The sequence below is a fragment of the Clostridium sp. CCUG 7971 genome (assembly GCF_017590215.1).
Classification (GTDB): domain Bacteria; phylum Bacillota; class Clostridia; order Peptostreptococcales; family Peptostreptococcaceae; genus Faecalimicrobium.
In genome coordinates, this window is record NZ_JAFFPK010000060.1 from 16725 (window position 1) to 35193 (window position 18469).

The window sequence follows — 18469 nt, forward strand, 5'->3', positions numbered from 1 at the left end:
CCCTCTCTCATATAGATATAAATATATTAAAATTTAAGTAGTTCCCTACAAATTAATACGCATTTAGATATATGAATATAATATTTCTTCATATACCTATATAATCCTTCTATTTTATTTCTTTTTTGGTAGAAAATTAGTTATTTCTCAGGAAATAACTAATTTCGACCTAAATAGATTTTTATTTTATAGGATTTTTACTTGGTTTCCCTGCTTTTCTAGGATATTTTTCTGGCGTATTTTTTACTTTTTTAAAAACTAAAATATTATGATTTAAATCTGACTCAGGAAGTTTGACATCTATCTTTTCGATAAATTCAACCCCTAAAACTTCCATAGCCGCCTTAGACTCCTCTAACTCTAAGTTTGCATTTGGACCTTTTAAGCATACGAAGTGTCCTCCAACCTTAATAAACGGAATACAAAACTCCATTAAGACTGGTAAACCGGCTACTGCTCTTGCTGTAGCGATATCATATTTTTCTCTATACTCTTCACATTTTCCGAAATCTTCAGCTCTACCATGAATATATTCTATATTATCAATTCCTACACTTTTAGAAACTTCTTGTAGAAAGTTTATTCTTTTATTTAATGAATCTAGTAATGTAACTTCTAAATTCTCTAGACATATTCTTAAAGGTAGTCCTGGAAACCCTGCTCCAGTTCCTACATCTATTAAAGACATTCCGTTCTTTACATATCCATTTTTAACAGCAGATATAGAATCTAAAAAGTGTTTTATATATACCTCTTTTTCTTCAACTATACCTGTAAGGTTCATATGTTGATTCCAATGCGCTAGCATATCTCTATATACTTTTAGATTATCTAGCATCTTATCATTAACATCTATTCCTAAATCACAAAGACCTTTTGCTAATATGTCTCTATTGCTCATTTTTTCCTCCTCTAGTTCTCCTCATTTGCTCTAAGTATATAAGAAGTACTGATATATCTGCTGGAGAAACCCCTGATATACGAGACGCTTGTCCTATAGATATAGGTCTTATAGCATCAAGTTTTTGTCTTGCTTCTATCCTAAGACCATCTATTGATAGATAATCTATTTTTTCTGGTAATCTTTTATTTTCAAGCTTTTTGAACTGATCTATTTGTTTTAATTGCTTATCTATATATCCTTCATACTTTGTCATTATTACACATTGTTCTTTAACTTCATCAGAAACATTTTCATCTGCACCTTTTCCTATAGATTGGATTAGTTCATATGTTACTTCTGGACGTTTTAAGAAATCGTATAAAGATAAACCTACTTTTATTTCTGATGCTCCCATTTCTGTTAATAAATGATTTACTTCTTTAGGAGTTACTCTTTCAGTTTTAATCTTTCTAATTCTTTTTCAACTTCTGCTTTTTTATTTAAATATCTTTGATATCTTTCTTCTTTAACTAAGCCTATATCATATCCTCTTTGAGTAAGTCTCATATCTGCGTTATCTTGTCTTAAATATAATCTATACTCTGATCTAGAAGTCATCATTCTATATGGCTCATTAGTTCCCTTTGTAACTAAATCATCTATTAAAACACCTATATAAGCTTCAGATCTATCTAAAACAAAAGGTTCTTTTCCTTCTATTTTTAGTGCTGCATTTATACCAGCTATAAGTCCTTGAGCTGCTGCTTCTTCATATCCTGAAGTACCATTAAATTGACCTGCACTGAATAAATTTTCTACTCCTTTAATTTCAAGACTTATCTTTAATTGAGTCGGATCTATACAATCATATTCTATTGCGTAAGCTGGCCTCATTATTTTTGCATTTTCAAGACCTGCTACACTCTTATACATTTGTAACTGTACTTCATAAGGTAAGCTTGTAGATATACCTTGAATATACATCTCTTTTGTATCCATACCTTCTGGTTCTATAAATATTTGGTGTGATTCTTTATCATTAAATCTAACAACTTTATCTTCTATAGATGGACAGTATCTAGCTCCTGTGCTTTCTACTTTACCACTATACATTGCCGATCTATTTAAGTTATTCATTATAATATCATGTGTACCTATATTAGTTCTTGTTAAGTAGCAAGGCTCTTGATCTATCTTTAAATCTTCAGTTAAAAATGAGAATGGAGTTATTTTTTCATCTCCTTCTTGGATAGACATAACTGAGAAATCGATACTATCTCTATGAATCCTTGCTGGAGTACCAGTTTTAAACCTTCTCATATTTAATCCAAGCTTAACTAACCCTTCAGTTAAATGCTTAGCATATCCTAATGCGTTAGGTCCTTCATAGAAAGAAACCTCTCCCATGTATATTTTAGAGTTTAAGTACACTCCTGTTGCAAGTATAACTGCTTTTGATTCATATATACATCCAAGCTTAGTTACAATACCTTTAACAACATTATCTTCATGTACTATATCAATTACCTCATCCATAACTACATCTAAATTAGGTTCATCTTCTATAGTTCTTTTCATTTCTGTATGATATTTAAACTTATCTGCTTGTGCTCTTAATGAGTGTACCGCTGGTCCTTTTGCAGTATTTAACATTCTACTTTGTATAATTGTTTTATCTGCATTTATACCCATTTGTCCGCCTAAAGCATCTATTTCTTTTACTAATTGACCTTTTCCTGTTCCACCTACTGATGGGTTACATGGCATAAGGGCAATTGAATCTAAAGACATTGTTACAATTAATGTTTTATGTCCCATTCTTGCAGTAGCAAGAGCAGCTTCACATCCAGCATGTCCTGCTCCAACTACTATTACATCATATTTTCCTGCATTGAAATTTATCATGTTAATATCCTTTCTGTTAAACATTAATGTTTCACGATAAACATTATATATATTTTAAGTTTGAGTAACGTACCTGATTTCTGAGCCACGTGTGGGCGATCCACTTTAGGTCGTTGGCGATATGAAGAGTATCGTCCATGCAATGGCTTAAGCGAAGCGAATTTTATTTTCCTATACAGAAGTTGGCAAATATCGTATCTAATAAATCTTCTCTAACTGTATCTCCGTTTATATATCCTAGGTAATCCCATATGTTTTTAAAGTCAACTTCTATGAAATCATATGGCATATTTTGATCTATTGCATTTATAGCATCATTTATAGATTCATATGCTTTTAATAATGCATCTTTATGTCTAGAGTTTGTAATCATTAAATTAGAAGAATGTTTCACACTACCTTTGTATACCATTGATTCTATTTTATCATGTAATTCTTCTATTCCTTCATGTCTTAGTGCTGATATTTTTATTATACTTTCACTATCGACATATTTTCTTATTTTATCTATTTCTATTTGTTGTTCTAAATCTGTCTTATTTAGTAAAACTATTGATTTTTTACTTTTAAGGTTTTCTAATATCTCTATATCTTCTTCAGATAATTTTCTTGATGCATCTAACACCATTATAACTAAATCGGCACTACTTATAGATTCTTTAGATTTTTCGACACCTATTTTTTCAACTATATCTTCCGTTTCTCTTATACCCGCTGTATCTACTATTTTTAAAGGAATACCCTTAATATTTACAAATTCCTCTATAACATCCCTTGTAGTACCAGCTATATCTGTAACTATAGCTCTATTTTCTCCTAATATAGAGTTAAGTAATGATGATTTACCTACATTTGGTTTTCCTACTATTACTGTTTTTAATCCGTCTCTTAATATTTTACCACTTTCGGCAGTATCATATAATTTTTTTATTTCAGTTTTTAGAGCTTGTGCTTTATCTTTAAGTGTTTTATACGTTATTTCTTCAACATCTTCTTCAGAGAAATCTATTGAAACAGTTAAGTGAGCTAAAACTTCGGTTACATTTCCTCTTAATTCTCTAATTTTTTTAGATAAAGAACCTTCTAATTGACTTTGAGCAACATCATGAGCCGTATCCGTTTTTGCTTTTATTACATCTATAATCGCTTCTGCTTGAGATAAATCTATTCTACCATTTAAGAATGCTCTCTTTGTAAATTCTCCAGCATCTGCTAATCTTACATCTTTCGATAATATAAGTTCTAATATTTTTTTAACTGATATAAATCCACCGTGACAATTTATTTCTACAACATCTTCTGCTGTATATGAGTTTGGACCTTTCATATAAGCTAGTAAAACTTCATCTATTACATTTTCATTATCAACTATATTTCCGTATATTAGTGTTCTTGGTCTATAGTCCTTTATTAACTTATTCGACATAGATTTAAAAATCTCTTGAGCAACCTCTAAAGATCTCTCTCCACTAATTCTTATTATTCCTATACCACCTTCACCTGGTGCTGTTGCAATTGCTGCTATAGTATCATCTATAAACAAATTTATCACCTCTTAGTATATAAATTTTCAAATTAATATTCGTTACTTTTAATTGTTTCCTTAATCTTAACATTATATAAAATAAATAACAAAAATAAAACCCCCTATTATCTAGGAGGTTAAGTTTTATCTTTTATACTCTATTACTAGTCTTCTATATGGATCAGTTCCTTCACTATATGTAGTTACATACTTGTCATTTTGAAGAGCAGAATGAACTATTCTTCTTTCATAAGGATTCATATAGTCTAGCCTTTTAGTTTTTCTAGTTTTAGCTACTTCTCTAGCTACTTTATTTGCATATCTTACTAGAGATTCTTCTCTTTTAGATCTATAATTCTCGATATCTACAAGTACCCTCATATTAGAATCCTTGTTTATTTTGTTAAGAGCAAGTCCTGTTAAAAATTGTATAGAATCTAGAGTTTCCCCTCTTCTACCAATTAAACATGCTGCTTCTTTACCTTCTATATTCACTTTGATTAAATTATTTTCTTGGCTAACATTAACATTAGCTTCGACATTTGCATTTTTAAGTATGTTACTTACAAATTCATGTGCTAAATCAGTTTCTCTTTCAACTACTGTAAATTTGTATGTACCTTCTTTAGAACCTATAAATCCTAAAAACCCTTTTGTTGGAGCTTCTAAAATTTCAATTTCTACGTCTTCGACTTTAACTTTTAGTTGTTCTAATGCTTTTTTTAATGCTTCTTCTTGGTTCTTACTTTTTATTTCTAGGCTTCTTCTCATCTATTACTTCCTCCTTAGAATTAGCCAGTTTAGCTTTTAAAGGATTCATTATTAAGTAGTGTTGAGCTATAGCAAATAAGTTACCTACAGTCCAGTATAATGTAAGACCTGCTGGGAATTTGAATCCCCATAATAGCATCATACCAGACATAACATATGTCATGATTTTCATTGAACCTTGTTGTTGATCCTTTGGCATCATTAACATTTGCATTCCAAACGTACTCGCCCCTGAAAGTACAGCTAATATATAATCTGGCTTAGTTAAACTTTGTATCCATAAAAATCCTACATCTGCATTTGTAAACGCAGCTTGACTAGCGAAAACTCCATAAGTTACAGGTTCTCTTAATACATTAAATAATGCTATTAATATTGGCATTTGTATTAATAGTGGTAAACATCCTGCTAATGGGTTAACTTTATATTCTTTGTATAGATTCATTATTTCTTGTTGTTGCTTCTCTGGCTTATTTTTATACTTTTCTTGTATTTCTTGCATTTTTGGCTGCATATCTTGCATTGCTTTTGTAGACTTTGTTTGTTTAATAGTTAGTGGTAATAATAATAACTTTACAAATATAGTAAATATTATTATTGCAAAACCGTATTGTTGAACAAATTCAAATATTATCCTTAGGACGTCTCCTAATAAATTACTTATCAAGTTCAATTTCTCTACCTCCTAGAGTACCTTATCTATTTTATTTTAAAGGGTCATAGCCTCCCGGATGAAATGGATGACATTTTGACACTCTTTTTATTGTTAAAAACATACCTTTAAAAAAACCGTACTTTTTAAAGGCTTCTAATGAATATTGCGAACACGTTGGATAGAATCTACAGGTAGGTCCTTTAAGTGGAGATATAAACTTTTGATAAAACCTAACTAGATAAATACATAATTTAGAAGAATATTCATTTAGTTGGCTTAATATAAAAGTTATCCTTTTCAAATTCAAAACCTCCTGTTAAAACATTTTTATTTTTTTATATTTATAATATTAGACTTTTTAGCTAAATGTTTTATAGACTTTTCTATATCTTTATATTCAGAATCCTTACTTGAAACTCTGGCTATAAAAACTATATCAAAACCCTCTTTAACGTTTTCATCAATATCTAGTCTATAACATTCTTTTATTCTTCTTCTTAGTTTATTTCTAGTAATCGCATTTCCAACCTTTTTAGATACCGAAATTCCTATTCTACTAGAATCTGATTTATTTTCAAGTATATACATTACTAAATATCTATTTGCAAAAGACTTGCCGTGTTTATACACTTTCCTAAAATCAGAGTCTTTTTTTAAACCTTTTGTATTTTTAAAGTCCATCTTAAATCCTCCATAAACACAGCCTCTAATATAAATTCCTACACAAAAAGGCCACTTTTAGTGGCCTTTTTTAATTATTAATGAGTTAATCTATTTCTTCCTTTAGCTCTTCTTCTCTTTAACACGTTTCTTCCGTTAGAAGTTTTCATTCTTTTTCTAAATCCGTGTTCTTTCTTTCTTTGTCTTTTCTTTGGCTGATAAGTTCTTTTCATTTATTGCACCGCCTTTCAGATTTTATTTCCGTTTATTAAAAATAATAACTTTACCCTCAAAGTAAACATAACACATACAATTATAAATGCTTTTATATTTGTTGTCAATGTGTTTTTGAACTGTTGAAATAACAAATGTTCTTCTATTAATAGATGATTTATTTTTACACATATTTTATACAAATAAAGACCTAAAATAATTGTCGATAAGTCTTTGTATTCTGTCGATATTTTTCGATATATTTCGATATATATATAAGGAAATACTATTGTGTACTAATTTATCAACAAGCACTTAATATTGTGGATAAATTGAGTATAAAATATTGAAGTTTGGCATTTATTCTGATATTATTAATATACTTGTGGAAAATGTTAATTACATATACTAACTTATCAAGGTTATACACAAGCTGTGGATATAAATGTGAATAACTTATAACTAATAAGATAATACTTTAGTTATAATCTACATTTATTATATATTGATACTATTTATAACTTTATATACATATTGTTTATATCTTTTTACTTTTAAGGAATAATTTTTGTTATTAATATATTATCCACATCGTTATCCATAACTTTTATTATTATGTAAAATTTATATAAAATTTTGCGTTTTTTGTTAATAACTTTGTGGAAAATGTTAATTATTCTGTTCGGAGGTTTATATTATGGATATAGTTTCTTTATGGGACAAAACACTACAATTAATCAAAGGAGAGTTATCTCCTCCTAGTTTTAATGCTTTTTTCAAGCAAATAGTACCTTTAAAAATATATATGAGCGATTTAATACTTTTAGTTCCTAACGATTTTACTAAGGGAATACTAGAAGATAGGTATTTAAATCTAATAGAAAGCTCTATAAACCAGCTATCATTAAAAAAATACAATATTAAATTTGTTTTAAATGAAAAAGACATTGAGGGATTAGGTGAAGAAAACAAGACATCTAATGTAAAAAAGAACTATCCAAATTTAAATCCTAAATATACATTTGATACGTTTGTAATAGGTAACAGTAATAGATTTGCTCACGCTGCATGCGTTGCAGTTGCTGAATCTCCTGCTAAAGCGTACAATCCTCTTTTCTTATACGGAGGCGTTGGACTAGGTAAAACTCACTTAATGCATGCAATCGGACATCATATAATGACACAAAAAAAGGATCCTAAGGTTGTTTATGTGTCTTCTGAAAAATTTACAAATGAGCTTATAAATTCAATAAAAGATGATAGAAATGAAGAATTTAGAAACAAATATAGAAATGTAGATATTTTATTAATAGACGATATTCAATTTATTGCTGGAAAAGAAAGAACTCAAGAAGAGTTTTTCCATACATTTAACACATTACATGAGGCAAATAAACAAATAATAATTTCTAGTGATAGACCTCCAAAAGAGATACCTACATTAGAAGATAGATTAAGATCAAGATTTGAGATGGGACTTATAACAGATATACAAGCTCCTGATTTCGAAACTAGAATAGCAATACTTAGAAAAAAAGCTCAAATGGAAAACATTGACGTTCCAAATGAAGTAACTACTTATATTGCTAAAAATATTAAATCTAATATAAGAGAATTAGAAGGTGCCCTAACTAGAGTAATTGCATATTCTTCTCTTACTAATAGAACAATATCTTTTGAGCTTGCATCAGAAGCATTAAAAGATATTATAACTACATCAAAAAATGAAGAAATTACAGTAAATAGAATAAAAGAAAAAGTATCTTCTGTGTTTAACCTTAAAATGGAAGACTTCAACTCGAAAAAGAGAACTAGATCAATAGCTTATCCAAGACAAATAGCTATGTACTTAACTAGAGAACTTACAGACTTGTCTCTACCTAAAATAGGAGACGAGTTTGGTGGAAGAGATCATACAACAGTTATTCATGCCCACGATAAGATTGTTAAAGATATACAATCAAATGACGAAATTAAGACTAAAATAGATAAAATGATATCAGATTTAAAAGGATAATTTATAAACAATTGTCTGTGGATATGGTGTTGATGTCGTGTTTATAGTTTTTTTGTCTAAATTTTATTAACAAAATATTAGATTTCCATTCACAGAGATATTAACATTTTATACACATGTTGATATCTTTGCGATTATTTGGGTACATCTACTTATGCACATTATCAACAACACCTACTACTATTACTACTAATTTTTTTATTTATTTTTATATATAAATGCCACAAGGAGGTTATCCACATTGAAAATAATTTGTAATCAAAAACTTTTAGCGAATAAAATAGGTATTGCTCAAAAAGCTATTAATGGAAAAACAACATTAGATCTATTAAAAGGTATATTATTATCAGCTAAAAATGATCAATTAAAACTGACTGGATATGATTTAGAGATAGGAATTGAAACTTATACACAAGCTGAAGTAATACAAGAAGGTGAAATAGTAGTAAACGCTAGACTTTTTGGGGATATAATTAGAAAACTACCTGATTCATTTGTTGAAATAGAAACAGATGCTGAAAATAATGTATACATAAATTGCGTAAACTCTAGATTTAAAATAAAAGGAGATTCAGCTAAAGAATTTCCAAGATTACCTGAAGTAAATAAGGAGGATTTATATAATATACCTCAAGACTTACTGAAAAATATGATAAAGCAAACAGTTTTTGCTATATCTCAAGATCAAACGAAACCTGTATTAATGGGTGAACTTTTTGAAATTGTAAATGGAGATATAAGTTTAGTTGCTATAGATGGATATAGATTAGCTGTTAGAAGTTGTAAAGTTGACAATATAACAAATGATGCTAAAGTTATAATACCTGGAAAAACTTTAACAGATGTAAATAGTTTATTATCTTCTGATGAAGATGTTAAATTAGGATTTGATGATAAAAATGCAATATTTATCATTAACGACACAAAAATAATAACAAGACTTCTTGAAGGTGATTTTATTGATTATAAAAAATTACTGCCAAGGGAACATAACTCAAAAATTAAGTTAAATACAAAAGAACTTTTAAATAGTATTGAGAGAGCATCGTTATTATCTCAATCAGAGAAGAATAACTTAATAAAGTTATCAATAAGAGATAACTCTATGGCAATAACTTCTAATACAGATAGAGGTAATGTCTATGAAGAGGTTTCTTTAGAATTAGAAGGAGATTATTTAGACATAGCCTTTAACTCTAGATATTTTATAGAGGGATTAAAAAATATAGATAGTGAAGAAATATTCATAGAATTTACGACTAATGTAAATCCTTGTATAATAAAACCTGCGGACGAAATTAAATATACTTATTTATTGCTTCCGGTAAGAATATCATCAAATATATAGTACAGACATCAAACCCAACTAAATAAAAGTTGGGTTTTTGTAAGTAATTTTATGATATAATATACTTTTAGCACATTGTGTTAGATTTTAGATTAGGAGGAACTAATGATGATTGAAATAACTATAGATTCAGAATATATAAAGTTAGACCAATTTCTTAAGTTAGCTGATATTGCATCAACTGGTGGACATGCTAAGTATTTAATCCAAGAAGGCTTAGTTACAGTAAATGGTGAATTAGAAACTAGAAGAGGAAAAAAACTAAGATCTCAAGATATAGTAGAGGTTGAAGGCAATAAAATCAAAGTAGTGTAAAAAGGAGCGCCTTTTATGCGACTAAATAGCTTACAATTAGTTAATTACAGAAACTACGATAATTTGCATTTAGAATTTAATAAAAAAGTAAATCTTCTTGTGGGAAGAAATGGTCAAGGAAAGACTAATATAGTCGAATCTATATATATGTTAGCATTTGGAAAATCATTTAGAACTAGTAAGGACAAGGAGATTATAAAATTTAATAGCGAAAATTTATATGTTGGAGGAAATTTTTCAACTCAGCATACAAATGGTTTAATAGAGGTTGCTATTGGAAAAAATAAAAAAGGCATTAAAGTAAATAAAATTCATATTCAAAAAATCCATGAATTACTTGGAAACATCAACGTTGTGATATTTTCACCTGAAGATTTAAGACTTGTAAAAGAGGGACCAAAAGAACGAAGATTATTTATTGACAAGGAAATTAGTCAGATTATGCCGAAGTATTATAATTACCTTACTAGTTATAATAAAATTTTATTTCAAAGAAATCAGTTATTAAAAAGTAAGTATATAGACAAAGCTTTGCTAGATGTTTATGACGAGAGTTTAGCTCAATATGGTAGTTATATTTATATATTAAGACGAGATTTTATAAAAAAGATAGCTATTATATCTAAAAATATGCACGAGAAGTTGACTGATGGAATTGAAAAATTATCAATTACATATAAAAATCAAATTAATATAAATGATGAAGATACAGTAGCTAGTGTATATAATAAATTTTTAGATAAACTTTCATCTAATAGAGAGCATGATATGGAAACACGTACAACTAAATATGGATTACACAAGGATGATTTAAACATTTTTATAAATGATTTAGATGTAAGATTATATGGATCTCAAGGTCAACAAAGGACAGCTTCAATTTCTTTAAAGCTATCAGAGATAGAATTAATCAATAATGAAGTTGGAGAATATCCAATATTGATTTTAGATGATGTATTTAGTGAATTAGATGAAACAAGACAAAAACTATTGGTAGATAACTTAAGTGTAGTTCAAATGTTTATAACTACTGCCGAAGTTTCACATAAAAATATATTCAATAAAGCTAATACTACTATTTTCAATATCAAGCAAGGAAGCGTTATTAGTATAGAGAATGGAGGAATCTAAATGAAACAAGAATACGGTGCAAGTCAGATTCAAGTACTAGAAGGGTTAGAGGCTGTTAGAAAAAGACCTGGTATGTATATAGGTTCAACAGGTCCTAGAGGTTTACACCATTTAGTTTATGAAGTAGTAGACAATGCTATAGATGAAGCATTACAAGGTTATTGTTATGAAATATATGTATCAATAAATAAAGATGGTAGTATATCGTGTGCAGATGATGGTAGAGGTATCCCTGTAGAAGTACATCCACAAACAGGAAAATCAACACTAGAAACTGTTTTAACGGTACTTCATGCAGGAGGAAAATTTGGTGGAGGAGGATACAAGGTATCTGGTGGACTTCACGGAGTTGGGGTTTCTGTAGTTAATGCATTATCTGATTGGCTAGTAGCAGAAGTTCATAGAAATGGAAACATATATAGACAATCTTATAAAAAAGGTATACCTACAAATGATCTTGAGATAGTAGGAGAAGCTAAAAATACAGGAACTATAATAAGCTTTATGCCGGATGCGACTATATTTGATGAGGTTGAATTTAAATACGAAACTTTAGAGCATAGACTTAGAGAATTATCATTCTTAAATAAAGGTATAAAAATAGTATTTGAAGATAAAAGACAAGATCAAGAAAAGAAAAAGGAATTCCATTATACAGGTGGATTAGTTGAATACGTTAAGTTTTTAAATAAATCTAGAACTGGAATTCATGAAGAGATAGTTTATATAGATAAAAAAGTGAAAGATTGCGTTGTAGAGTTAGCAATGCAGTATACTGACGGCTATTCAGAGAACATATATTCTTTTGCTAATAATATAAATACACATGAAGGTGGTACTCACTTAGCTGGATTTAGAGCCGCTCTTACAAAAACAGTAAATGATTATGCTAAGAGAAATAAGCTTTTAAAAGAGAGTGATCCAAATTTAGTAGGTGAAGATATAAGAGAAGGTCTTACTGCAGTAGTATCTGTTAAGCTTTCAGAACCTCAATTCGAAGGTCAAACTAAAACTAAATTAGGTAATACAGTAATGAGAGGTATAGTAGATAGCGTAACTGTAGAAGAATTAGGATCTTTCTTAGAAGAAAACCCTACAACTGCTAGAATCATAGTAGATAAAGGTCTTAGAGCACAAAGAGCAAGAGAAGCTGCAAAAAGAGCAAGGGAATTAACAAGAAGAAAAAGTGTATTAGAAAGTACATCATTGCCAGGGAAATTAGCTGACTGTGCTGAAAAAGATCCTGTTAAGAGTGAAATATTCTTAGTCGAAGGGGATTCTGCCGGTGGTTCTGCTAAACAAGGAAGAGATAGACACTCTCAAGCAATACTTCCACTAAAAGGGAAGATATTAAACGTTGAGAAGTCTAGATTAGATAAAATATTATCTTCTGATGAAATAAAAAATATGATAACTGCATTTGGATGTGGAGTTGGTAATGATTTTGATTTAGAAAAAGCTAGATATCATAAAATTGTTATAATGACCGATGCCGATGTCGATGGTGCTCATATAAGAACATTAATATTAACATTATTCTTTAGATACATGAGACCTCTTATAGATAATGGATATGTGTATATAGCCCAACCACCATTATACAAAGTAAAAAAACAAAAGAAAGAACATTATGTTTATTCTGATGCTCAATTAGAACAATTATTAGAGCAAATTGGAAGAACTGGTGTAGAACTTCAAAGGTATAAAGGTCTTGGAGAGATGAATGCAGAACAGCTATGGGAGACTACTATGAATCCTGAAGCAAGAACATTGCTTCAAGTATCTGTAGATGATGCAGCTATGGCAGATGAAGTATTCTCTATGCTTATGGGGGATAAGGTAGCGCCAAGAAGAGAATTTATAGAAGCAAATGCAAAATACGTTAGAAACTTGGATATATAGAGAGGAGATGAGTATACATGGAAGAAAATAATAGAATACTCCCTATTGAAATAGCAGAAGAGATGAAACAATCTTATATAGAATACTCTATGAGCGTTATAGCAGGTAGAGCACTTCCTGATGTAAGAGATGGACTAAAACCAGTTCATAGAAGAATATTATATTCAATGAGTGAATTAAATTTAACACCAGATAAACCATACAGAAAATCTGCCCGTATTGTTGGGGACGTACTAGGTAAGTACCATCCACATGGAGACAGTGCAGTTTATTTAGCAATGGTTAGAATGGCTCAAGATTTCTCAACTAGAGGACTTTTAGTTGATGGACATGGTAACTTTGGTTCAGTAGATGGTGATTCACCTGCCGCAATGCGTTATACTGAAGCTAGAATGAGTAAGTTATCTTTAGAGTTATTAAGAGATATAGATAAAGAAACAGTTGATTTTACTCCAAACTTTGATGAATCATTAAAAGAACCTTCAGTACTTCCTGCTAGATACCCAAACCTTTTAGTAAATGGATCTAATGGTATAGCAGTAGGTATGGCAACATCAATACCACCTCATAACTTAGGTGAAGTTATAGATGCAACAATTCATTTAATAGATAATGAAGAAGCTACAGTAGAGGACTTAATACAATTTGTAAAAGGTCCAGACTTCCCAACATCAGCAATAATAATGGGAAAAGAAAATATTGCTGAAGCTTATAGAACTGGTAGAGGTAAAGTTAAGGTTAGAGCTAGAGCATATATAGAAGAATTAGCAAAAGGAAAACAACAAATAGTTGTAACTGAAATACCATATCAAGTTAATAAAGCTAAATTAGTTGAAAGAATAGCAGAATTAGTTAAAGAAAAGAAGCTAGAGGGGATATCTGACCTTAGAGATGAAAGTAACAGAAATGGTATGAGAATAGTTATAGAGCTTAAGAGAGATGCAAATGCTAATATAGTATTAAATAATCTTTATAAACATTCTCAAATGGAAGATACATTTAGTATAATAATGCTTGCATTAGTAAATGGACAACCAAAGGTATTAAATCTTAAGCAAATATTATATCATTACGTACAACATCAAAAAGATGTAGTTACTAGACGTACTAAGTTTGAATTAAATAAAGCAGAAGCAAGAGCTCATATATTAGAAGGATTAAAAATAGCTCTTGATAACATAGATGCAGTGATTAAGTTAATAAGAGGTTCAAAAACTGGACAGGAAGCTAAAGCTGGATTAATAGAACAATTTAAATTATCTGAAATTCAAGCACAAGCAATACTTGATATGAGACTTCAAAGATTAACTGGACTTGAAAGAGATAAGATTGAAGCTGAATATGAAGAATTAATCAAGAAAATAAATGGATTAAAAGAGATATTAGCTAATGAAAGATTACTTCTTAATGTAATAAAAGAAGAAATGATGATAATCAAAGAAAATTATGCCGATGAGAGAAGAACTGAAATAACACATGCTGAAGGCGAAATAGATATGAGAGACCTTATAAGTGATGAAGAAATAGCTATAACACTTACTCACTTCGGTTATATCAAGAGAGTTCCAGCAGATACTTATAAGAGTCAAAATAGAGGTGGAAGAGGAATTGCAGCTCTTACTACTAGAGAAGAAGACTTTGTAAGACATCTTGTAAGTACAACTACTCACAGTAGATTATTATTCTTTACTAATAAGGGAAGAGTATTTAAATTAAATGCTTATGAAATTCCTGAAGGAAAGAGACAAGCTAAAGGTACTGCTATTGTAAACTTACTTCAATTAGGACCTAATGAGAAAATAGCAACATTAATAGCAATAGATGAAAATGATACTAATCAATATTTATTACTAGCTACTAGAAATGGTATAGTTAAGAAAACTAAACGTGAAGAATTTAAAAATATAAATAAATCTGGTCTTATAGCTATAGGATTAAGAGAAGATGACGAGCTTATAGATGTTAAGATTACAGATGGAAATAAAGATGTACTTTTAGTTACTAAAAATGGAATGTCTATAAGATTTGACGAAAATGATATAAGATATATGGGTAGAACTGCTATGGGAGTAAAAGGTATAAGCTTATCAAAAGATGATAAAGTAGTATCAATGAACCTATGCGATGAAGGTACAGATTTATTAGTAGTTAGTGAAAATGGATTTGGAAAAAGAACAGATATAGCTGAGTACAGAACGCAAATAAGAGCTGGAAAAGGTATAAAGACATATAATATAGCTGAGAAAACAGGAAAACTTGTTGGAGCAGAAATGGTAAATGAAGATGACGAGATGATGATAATAAACTCAGATGGAGTACTTATCAGATTAAGAGTAAATGAAATCTCACTATTCGGAAGAGTAACAAGCGGAGTTAAGTTAATGAAAACTAACGACGAAGTTAATGTAGTTTCCATTGCTAAAATAAATATGGAGGAAGAATAGGATAATATCCTATTCTTTTTGCATAATCTAATACATAAAAATTTTAAATAAGAGGAGAATGTATTATGAGTAATAAAAAAGGAAAATATCTATTATTAGGTGCTTTTTTAGGATTTATAGCAGGCTTATTCTTTGCTCCTAAAAAAGGTTCTGAATTAAGAAGAGAAGCTAAAGAAAAATTTGAAGAAGTAAAAGATAATCCAAAAGATGTTCTACAAGAAACTTTTGATGGTGTAAAAGAAAAGATAAACACTTTAATAGATGAAAATATTACTGAAGATGATATACAAATATCTGAAGATGAAATAGTAATAAGTAGAACTTTTGAGGATGAGGGAGAAGATAATTAATGGATGCAATGGGATGGCAGATAGGGGCTGTTTTAATAGGAGTATCAGCATTAATAGTAGCTATATATTTAAGTAAATTATTACAAACTGCAACACAAATTGTTGAAAAAGCATGTAGAATAGTAGATTATAATGAAAGATATATAAATGATACTATAGAAAATGTAGCATCGATAGCGAAAAATACAGAAGATATAGTTGATATAGCAAGTAGAGTTACGAGTATAACAAAAGTATTTAAATTCATGAAGAGATAATTAGATGCTAAGGAGGTTTATCAATGTCGATAAATATAAATTCAAAATTAGATTCACAAAATAGTTTTTGGGATATAAATTTAGAAGGTGAACTAGACGTATCTACAGCGGATAAGTTAAAAGAATACTTACACGGTTTAGTAGAACAAGAAGTGGTAGATATGAGAATTAACCTTTCTAGTTTAGAATACATAGATTCAACTGGATTAGGAGTAATGATAGGTGTACTTAAGAAATTAAGAACTAATGATAAAGAAATATATATAATTAATCCTAAAAGTAATGTTAAAAAGATTTTTACGATAACAGGTCTAGATAAAATATTTAAAGTGGAGGGATAAGCTTTGACTTGTGAAACTATAAAAATGGAAATAAGTTCAAATCCTGAATATGTAGGTATTATAAGACTAACTACTTCAGGAATAGCTAATAAAATAGGTTTTTCAATAGATGATATAGAAGATATGAAGGTAGCTGTGTCAGAAGCTTGTACTAATGCAATTAAGCATAGTAATGATAATGTATTCAATATAACATTTAGCATATTAGAAAATGGACTTACTATAGAAATTCAAGATAATGGTAAAGGTTATGACATAGAAAATGCAGTTCAACCTGATTTAGAGAATCCAAAAGAAAATGGATTAGGACTGTTTATAATACAAACATTAATGGATGATGTAAGTATAGAGTCAAAAGAAAACCAAGGTACAATAGTAAGGATGACTAAATATTTAGGAGTTGATATTTAATGAAAAATGTAGCTAGTGCTACAGATTACCTAAATATGGATACAAAAGAGCTATTTAAGATATATAGTAAAGATAAGAACAACAAAGAACTTAGAAACACTCTTATCGAAAGGCATCTATATTTAGTAAACTTGCTAGCGAAAAAGTATATAAATAAAGGTGTTGAGTTTGAAGATATATATCAGGTTGCTTCATTGGCACTAATATATGCTATAGATAGGTATGATATAGAAAAAGGATATGAATTTTCTAGCTTTGCAACTCCAACTATAATAGGAGAAATAAAAAAGTATTTTAGAGATAAAGTGTGGACTTTGAGAGTACCTAGACGTGTACAAGAGTTAAGCAAGAAAATAAGTGAAGCTAAAGTTGCTTTAGAGCAAGAGAATAAGAGACACCCTAAGGTAAAAGATATAGCTAATTATATAGGATGTAGTGAAGAGGATGTATTAGAAGCTATGGAAGCTTCATATGGATACCAGCCGATATCTCTAGATTCTTCAAGTAATGATGATTCTGAAGATAAAGATATAACTCTTATAGATAAAATAGGACAAGAAGAAAGTAGCTTTGGAAATATAGAACAAAAAGATTTTGTAAATAAATTTATGGAGAATTTAAATGAATTAGAAACTAAAATATTTAAGGATAGATTCTTCTTAGATAAGACTCAATCAACAATAGCGAAAGATTTAGAAATATCTCAAATGACCGTTTCTAGGCTAGAAAGAAAGATAATAGAGAAGCTTAGAAAAGAATATGAAAAAAATATTTAAAAAACTTTAAAAAAAGTATTGACCTACTGTTTAATATATAGTATATTATTACTTGTCCAATAGATACGGACAAGAATAAATGAACTTTGAAAATTAAACAGTAGGTTAATTTATAGAATTTGAAACAACCAAACAAACATAAAGCCAGATATATAACAGTATCTGAGCCCAAGTCAAAACTTATATTTAAGAGTTTGATCCTGGCTCAGGATGAACGCTGGCGGCGTGCCTAACACATGCAAGTCGAGCGATTTCCTTCGGGAAAGAGCGGCGGACGGGTGAGTAACGCGTGGGTAACCTGCCCTGTACACACGGATAACATACCGAAAGGTATGCTAATACGGGATAATATGAGAGAGTCGCATGGCTTTCTTATCAAAGCTCCGGCGGTACAGGATGGACCCGCGTCTGATTAGCTAGTTGGTAAGGTAACGGCTTACCAAGGCGACGATCAGTAGCCGACCTGAGAGGGTGATCGGCCACATTGGAACTGAGACACGGTCCAAACTCCTACGGGAGGCAGCAGTGGGGAATATTGCACAATGGGCGAAAGCCTGATGCAGCA

At 29.8% G+C, this 18469-nt stretch carries 18 protein-coding genes, 1 rRNA gene and 1 pseudogene; 12 read left to right on the top strand and 8 right to left on the bottom strand.

Annotation, left to right across the window (positions count from 1 at the left end; translation table 11 throughout):
• Positions 1–181: 181 nt before the first annotated feature.
• From rsmG to rpmH, 8 genes and pseudogenes are all read right to left on the bottom strand, one after another.
• A complete protein-coding gene (gene rsmG / locus JWF52_RS08580; RefSeq protein ID WP_208333164.1) occupies positions 182–901 on the bottom strand; it encodes a 16S rRNA (guanine(527)-N(7))-methyltransferase RsmG in 720 nt (239 codons plus the stop codon).
• Positions 891–2785, bottom strand: a pseudogene (mnmG, locus tag JWF52_RS08585) (tRNA uridine-5-carboxymethylaminomethyl(34) synthesis enzyme MnmG). The gene rsmG and the pseudogene mnmG overlap by 11 nt, the downstream one beginning before the upstream one ends.
• Positions 2786–2951: 166 nt before the next feature.
• Positions 2952–4331 (bottom strand): tRNA uridine-5-carboxymethylaminomethyl(34) synthesis GTPase MnmE, encoded by a 1380-nt coding sequence (gene mnmE, locus JWF52_RS08590; protein WP_208333165.1) that lies wholly within the window; start codon positions 4329–4331, stop codon positions 2952–2954.
• A 126-nt stretch (positions 4332–4457) separates the two neighbouring features.
• Complete coding sequence (gene jag, locus JWF52_RS08595) at positions 4458–5084, bottom strand: RNA-binding cell elongation regulator Jag/EloR (RefSeq protein WP_208333166.1); 627 nt, start codon at positions 5082–5084, stop codon at positions 4458–4460.
• The gene (locus JWF52_RS08600; RefSeq protein ID WP_208333167.1) at positions 5056–5757 is read right to left on the bottom strand and encodes a YidC/Oxa1 family membrane protein insertase; all 702 of its coding nucleotides are present in this window, start codon (positions 5755–5757) and stop codon (positions 5056–5058) included. The genes jag and JWF52_RS08600 overlap by 29 nt, the downstream gene beginning before the upstream one ends.
• Before the next feature lie 31 nt (positions 5758–5788).
• Positions 5789–5983 carry a membrane protein insertion efficiency factor YidD gene (gene yidD / locus JWF52_RS08605; RefSeq protein ID WP_502711250.1) on the bottom strand — a complete coding sequence of 65 codons (195 nt, stop codon included), beginning with the start codon at positions 5981–5983 and terminating at the stop codon, positions 5789–5791.
• Between the two features lie 83 nt (positions 5984–6066).
• Positions 6067–6420 carry a ribonuclease P protein component gene (gene rnpA / locus JWF52_RS08610; RefSeq protein WP_208333169.1) on the bottom strand — a complete coding sequence of 118 codons (354 nt, stop codon included), beginning with the start codon at positions 6418–6420 and terminating at the stop codon, positions 6067–6069.
• Positions 6421–6497: 77 nt separating this feature from the next.
• Entirely contained in the window at positions 6498–6632 is a 135-nt protein-coding gene (gene rpmH / locus JWF52_RS08615) for a 50S ribosomal protein L34 (RefSeq protein WP_007285206.1), read from the bottom strand.
• A 677-nt stretch (positions 6633–7309) separates the two neighbouring features.
• Here rpmH and dnaA point away from each other — a divergent pair.
• The 12 genes from dnaA to JWF52_RS08675 form a co-directional block, all read left to right on the top strand.
• A complete protein-coding gene (gene dnaA, locus JWF52_RS08620) occupies positions 7310–8629 on the top strand; it encodes a chromosomal replication initiator protein DnaA (protein WP_208333170.1) in 1320 nt (439 codons plus the stop codon).
• A 241-nt stretch (positions 8630–8870) separates the two neighbouring features.
• Positions 8871–9977, top strand: a complete 1107-nt coding sequence (gene dnaN, locus JWF52_RS08625) for a DNA polymerase III subunit beta (protein ID WP_208333171.1) — start codon at positions 8871–8873, stop codon at positions 9975–9977.
• A gap of 105 nt (positions 9978–10082) precedes the next feature.
• The gene (yaaA, locus tag JWF52_RS08630) at positions 10083–10292 is read left to right on the top strand and encodes a S4 domain-containing protein YaaA (RefSeq protein WP_208333172.1); all 210 of its coding nucleotides are present in this window, start codon (positions 10083–10085) and stop codon (positions 10290–10292) included.
• 15 nt (positions 10293–10307) lie between these two features.
• On the top strand, positions 10308–11423 hold the full coding sequence (recF, locus tag JWF52_RS08635; RefSeq protein WP_208333173.1) for a DNA replication/repair protein RecF: 1116 nt from the start codon (positions 10308–10310) through the stop codon (positions 11421–11423).
• Positions 11424–13325, top strand: a complete 1902-nt coding sequence (gene gyrB, locus JWF52_RS08640) for a DNA topoisomerase (ATP-hydrolyzing) subunit B (protein ID WP_208333174.1) — start codon at positions 11424–11426, stop codon at positions 13323–13325. It abuts the gene before it with no gap.
• A 17-nt stretch (positions 13326–13342) separates the two neighbouring features.
• Positions 13343–15769: a DNA gyrase subunit A gene (gene gyrA, locus JWF52_RS08645; RefSeq protein ID WP_208333175.1), complete on the top strand. Its 2427-nt coding sequence runs from the start codon at positions 13343–13345 to the stop codon at positions 15767–15769.
• Positions 15770–15834: 65 nt separating this feature from the next.
• Positions 15835–16119 (top strand): YtxH domain-containing protein, encoded by a 285-nt coding sequence (locus JWF52_RS08650; protein ID WP_208333176.1) that lies wholly within the window; start codon positions 15835–15837, stop codon positions 16117–16119.
• A complete protein-coding gene (locus JWF52_RS08655) occupies positions 16119–16376 on the top strand; it encodes a DUF948 domain-containing protein (RefSeq protein WP_208333177.1) in 258 nt (85 codons plus the stop codon). The genes JWF52_RS08650 and JWF52_RS08655 overlap by 1 nt, the downstream gene beginning before the upstream one ends.
• A 23-nt stretch (positions 16377–16399) precedes the next feature.
• The gene (locus tag JWF52_RS08660; RefSeq protein ID WP_208333178.1) at positions 16400–16717 is read left to right on the top strand and encodes an STAS domain-containing protein; all 318 of its coding nucleotides are present in this window, start codon (positions 16400–16402) and stop codon (positions 16715–16717) included.
• 3 nt (positions 16718–16720) lie between these two features.
• A complete protein-coding gene (gene rsbW, locus JWF52_RS08665) occupies positions 16721–17128 on the top strand; it encodes an anti-sigma B factor RsbW (protein ID WP_353654898.1) in 408 nt (135 codons plus the stop codon).
• On the top strand, positions 17128–17904 hold the full coding sequence (locus JWF52_RS08670; protein WP_208333179.1) for a SigB/SigF/SigG family RNA polymerase sigma factor: 777 nt from the start codon (positions 17128–17130) through the stop codon (positions 17902–17904). The genes rsbW and JWF52_RS08670 overlap by 1 nt, the downstream gene beginning before the upstream one ends.
• 182 nt (positions 17905–18086) lie before the next feature.
• Positions 18087–18469, top strand: a 16S ribosomal RNA gene (locus JWF52_RS08675); the annotation flags it as partial.

Bases quoted from the DNA above. Each gene is read 5' to 3' on its own strand.
- rsmG (WP_208333164.1), bottom strand. From the start codon at position 901: ATGAGCAATAGAGACATATTAGCAAAAGGTCTTTGTGATTTAGGAATA.
- jag (WP_208333166.1), bottom strand. From the start codon at position 5,084: ATGAGAAGAAGCCTAGAAATAAAAAGTAAGAACCAAGAAGAAGCATTA.
- rnpA (WP_208333169.1), bottom strand. From the start codon at position 6,420: ATGGACTTTAAAAATACAAAAGGTTTAAAAAAAGACTCTGATTTTAGG.
- rpmH (WP_007285206.1), bottom strand. From the start codon at position 6,632: ATGAAAAGAACTTATCAGCCAAAGAAAAGACAAAGAAAGAAAGAACAC.
- dnaA (WP_208333170.1), top strand. From the start codon at position 7,310: ATGGATATAGTTTCTTTATGGGACAAAACACTACAATTAATCAAAGGA.
- yaaA (WP_208333172.1), top strand. From the start codon at position 10,083: ATGATGATTGAAATAACTATAGATTCAGAATATATAAAGTTAGACCAA.
- recF (WP_208333173.1), top strand. From the start codon at position 10,308: ATGCGACTAAATAGCTTACAATTAGTTAATTACAGAAACTACGATAAT.
- gyrB (WP_208333174.1), top strand. From the start codon at position 11,424: ATGAAACAAGAATACGGTGCAAGTCAGATTCAAGTACTAGAAGGGTTA.
- gyrA (WP_208333175.1), top strand. From the start codon at position 13,343: ATGGAAGAAAATAATAGAATACTCCCTATTGAAATAGCAGAAGAGATG.
- JWF52_RS08650 (WP_208333176.1), top strand. From the start codon at position 15,835: ATGAGTAATAAAAAAGGAAAATATCTATTATTAGGTGCTTTTTTAGGA.
- JWF52_RS08655 (WP_208333177.1), top strand. From the start codon at position 16,119: ATGGATGCAATGGGATGGCAGATAGGGGCTGTTTTAATAGGAGTATCA.
- JWF52_RS08660 (WP_208333178.1), top strand. From the start codon at position 16,400: ATGTCGATAAATATAAATTCAAAATTAGATTCACAAAATAGTTTTTGG.
- JWF52_RS08670 (WP_208333179.1), top strand. From the start codon at position 17,128: ATGAAAAATGTAGCTAGTGCTACAGATTACCTAAATATGGATACAAAA.